This is a genomic window from Streptomyces sp. YS-3, assembly GCF_045257485.1.
Lineage (GTDB): Bacteria > Actinomycetota > Actinomycetes > Streptomycetales > Streptomycetaceae > Streptomyces.
This window is the reverse complement of record NZ_JBJHPC010000722.1, coordinates 1-3,099: the sequence shown is the minus strand read 5'-3', so window position 1 is coordinate 3,099 and position 3,099 is coordinate 1. Positions and strand designations below refer to the sequence as shown.

2 protein-coding genes and 1 tRNA gene are annotated in these 3,099 nt (G+C 71.4%); 2 read left to right on the top strand and 1 reads right to left on the bottom strand.

The window, feature by feature from the left end:
• Positions 1 to 515, bottom strand: a 515-nt coding sequence (locus ACJA3G_RS33845) for a DUF3662 domain-containing protein (RefSeq protein WP_406556859.1), incomplete at its 3' end; no start/stop codon positions are given.
• 379 nt (positions 516 to 894) lie between these two features.
• Between ACJA3G_RS33845 and ACJA3G_RS33840 the strand changes: the two genes are divergently transcribed.
• Positions 895 to 977, top strand: a tRNA-Leu gene (locus ACJA3G_RS33840).
• A gap of 224 nt (positions 978 to 1,201) precedes the next feature.
• On the top strand, positions 1,202 to 2,944 hold the full coding sequence (locus ACJA3G_RS33835) for a sensor histidine kinase (RefSeq protein ID WP_406556858.1): 1,743 nt from the start codon (positions 1,202 to 1,204) through the stop codon (positions 2,942 to 2,944).
• The last annotated feature ends 155 nt before the right edge of the window (positions 2,945 to 3,099 follow it).

Here is a 3,099-nt window from a genome sequence, read left to right as displayed (position 1 = left end):
ATCGGCGGTGCCGCGGTGGGCGGATAGCCGTAGCCGCCGCGGCCCTGGGCGGGCTGCGGCGGTGCGACGGGAGCGGGACGGGCCGGACCCGGAGGCCTGGCGTGCTGCTCCTGCTGGCTGTGCAGGTCCTGCTGGTCGGTGCTGGAGGCGAGCGTACGACTGCGCACCCGGTACAGACCGGTGTCGAGATCGTCGGCCTTCTCCAGATGGACCTTGATCGGCCCCATGAACGTGTAGCGCTGCTGCTTGGCGTAGTCGCGGACCAGGCCGGACAGTTCGTCGCCCAGCTGGCCCGAGTACGGGCTCAGGCGCTCGAAGTCGGGCGCGCTGAGCTCGACGATGAAGTCGTTGGGGACGACGGTCCGCTCACGGTTCCAGATCGTCGCGTTGTTGTCGCACTCGCGCTGGAGGGCGCCGGCGATCTCGACGGGCTGGACCTCGGACTTGAAGACCTTCGCGAAGGTGCCGTTGACCAGGCCTTCGAGACGCTGCTCGAAACGCTTCAGGACTCCCATGGGGCACCTCCTCCGTCGTTGTCGTCCTGGTACTGCTTACTGATCGTATCCACGCGTCGGGAAATCGGCTGGTTCCCCTTCTGTGACCGGTGGACGAGTGTCACCTCTCACACGGATCGTAGAGGTGGCCTCCTCACAGTGTCCCGCACCCGGGGTGCACCGTGGAGGAGTGGGTGCGGCCCCTCCTCGTTCCCCTCGGGGGCCTGTGAGGTTTCTGTGGGTCCCCGAACCGTCGCCGTACGTCGTCGTTCCTTCCCCTCTCCTGCCCGCCAGGGGCGGTGGAAACAACGGATGTGAATCCACCCTGCGCAGCGTGCTAATCTTCTCGACGTCGCCAGGCAAGCGCACCGAAAAGGTGCGAAGGCCTCGGACACCACTCGGGCGAGTGGCGGAACGGCAGACGCGCTGGCTTCAGGTGCCAGTGTCCTTCGGGACGTGGGGGTTCAAATCCCCCCTCGCCCACAGAACGGAAGCCCCGCAGGTCAAACGACCGGCGGGGCTTTCGCGTTCCCGGATGCCCGAAAGAACTTTCCGGCGCCGGAAGAACCTTCCCGAGCCCAGGAAGAACCTTCCCGCGCCCAAGTGCGGCCCGGTACTCGGTAAAGGACGTCACGGAGACTTTCGTCTCGGCCGGCCGCGACGAAAGAGAGCCGAACCGCGCCCGGCCTTCTGCCTAGGGTGCGGCCGTGGATGTGTCATCGAAGATCCAGGACCTGCGCCTGCGGCTGGCGGGACCCGAACCCTGGTCCCGGCGCCGGATCACCGGCGAGTCGGCCCTCGCCCTCCTGCTGGCGCTGGCCGCGGCAGGCGTCGGACGGCTGGCCCACGGCGGCCTGGTGGTGCCCGCCCTGGTGACCGTCGCCGTCCTCGTCCTGTCGCCGCTGCGCCGCAGGTTCCCCGCGAGCGTGCTCGTCGCCACGGCCGCCCTCAGCGGCGCCAGCGCGGGCGCCACCCTGCTGCTGCTCGTGGTGGCCTGCTCGGCGGGGCGGCGCATCGCCGGAGCGGGGCGGGCACTGGCCGCCTTCTGCGCCGCGTTCGCCGGCTATCTGGCCGGCCTCGCGCTCACCGAGTCCGGCGAGGGCCCGCTGTTCGTCATCGCCCTGTTCGGGGCGCTCTTCTTCATGGTGATCGCCGTGGTGCCGGGCCTCGCCAGCCGTTACTGGTACCAGCGGCGCACCCTCCTGCAGACCATGCAGGAACGCAACGCCCAGCTGCTGCGCGAGCGCGCGATGGTCGCCGGACAGGCCCGGCTGCGCGAGCGCCAGCGCATCGCCCAGGACATGCACGACAGCCTCGGCCACCAACTGGCGCTGATCTCCGTGCACACCGGGGCCCTGGAGGTCGACCCGGCGCTGACGGGCCGCCAGCGTGAAGCCGTCGGCGTCCTGAGGGAGGCCTCCGTCGCGGCCATGCACGAACTGCGCGCGGTGGTCGGCATCCTGCGCGACGGCGTCGAAGCCCCCGACCACCACAGGGACGAGGCACAGCGCGCCGCCCGCGGCACGGCGGGCGTCGAAGCCCTGGTGGCGGCGGCCCGGGCGGCGGGCACCACCGTGGAACTGCGCGAGACCGGCGAGCCCCGGCAACTGGCCGCCGCGTCCGACCACGCGGCGTACCGCATCGTCCAGGAGGCGCTGACCAACGCCTACAAGCACGCGCCGGGCGCCCCCATCGGCGTGGAACTGCGCTACGAGCCCGACTCGCTCGTCGTCGAGGTCGTCAACGGGCCGGTGCCCGGCCCCCTGCCGGACGAAGTGGTCAGCGGCGGCCAGGGCCTGACCGGACTGCACGAACGGGCCCGGCTCGTCGGCGGCATGGTCCACACGGGACGGACCGCGGACGGGGGCTTCCGGGTGGCCGGTGTGCTGCCCTACGGAGCGGTGGAGGCGACGACCTTCGTCGATCCGGCGGACGACTTCCGACAGCAGCCCCAGGCCCTCGCGCTCGGCGACGGTGGTGCGGCCGGTGCGACGGGGACCGGCCGGCACCAGGCCGGCCGGCACGGCGACTGGAACGTCGACCTGAGCGTCGCGGAGAGGGAGTTGGCCATGAGCAGCAGGAGCAGGGCCGGGGGCGTCGCCCTGGGGTGCGGGATCGCCTTCGCGGTGGTGGTGCTGCTCGCGGTGGCCGCGGGCGTCGGGCTGTTCTTCTTCGCCGGGTCCGCGGACAAGGCGATGATCGGCCCCGCCGAGTACCGGGACATCGAGGTCGGCAGCTCCGAACAGGAAGTACGCGAGCGGCTCCCCGACGGCGACACGTTCCTGGCGAAGGGCCTGCCCGGCAAGGGGCCCGCCGAGCCCGCCGGTGCGAGCTGCCTGGTACTGATGTCGTCCGACTTCGGCGACAGCGTCGACAGTGATCCCGTTTTCCGGTTCTGCTTCAAGGACGGCAAGCTCGTCGAGAAGCGGGCGTACGAGGTGGAGCGGTAGCGGTAGCGGCGGAAGTGAGGGTGCGGTGGCACGCCGGGAACGCGTCGGCGCGGCGCGAGGACGGGAGCAGGTGTGAGGGGTCCGAACGGTCGAGGGGGTGCGCTCGATCCAGGGGGTGCCGCCGGTCGAGGGGGTGCGCTTGGTCGGGGGGATGC